Annotated in this window: 1 protein-coding gene; it reads right to left on the reverse strand. The window is 67.3% G+C overall.

From position 1 onward, the window contains the following. Positions 1-284 (reverse strand): alpha/beta fold hydrolase (locus C3488_RS39850; protein WP_146068046.1); only part of this gene is annotated, 284 nt, incomplete at both ends.

Raw genomic sequence — 284 nt, forward strand, 5'->3', positions numbered from 1 at the left:
CTTCTTCTCGGCCGGATTCATGGCCAGCGCCGCCCGCATCGCCTTCCACTTGGCCTCGACGACGGCCGGATCGGTGCCGAGCCCGTACGCCGCGTCATGCCGCGCCACCCAGGCCAGGAACGCCCGGTGACGGTCGTTGAAGGCGTAGTCCTGCCGGATGTTGTTCTCGTACCACACCCCCTCGGGGTTGACGATGGAGTCGAGGACCAGACGGCGCACCCGCTGGGGGAAGAGCTTCGCGTAGACCGCGCCCAGGTAGGTCCCGTACGAGTAGCCGAAGTAGT

The sequence above is a fragment of the Streptomyces sp. Ru72 genome, assembly GCF_002920635.1.
GTDB lineage: Bacteria > Actinomycetota > Actinomycetes > Streptomycetales > Streptomycetaceae > Streptomyces.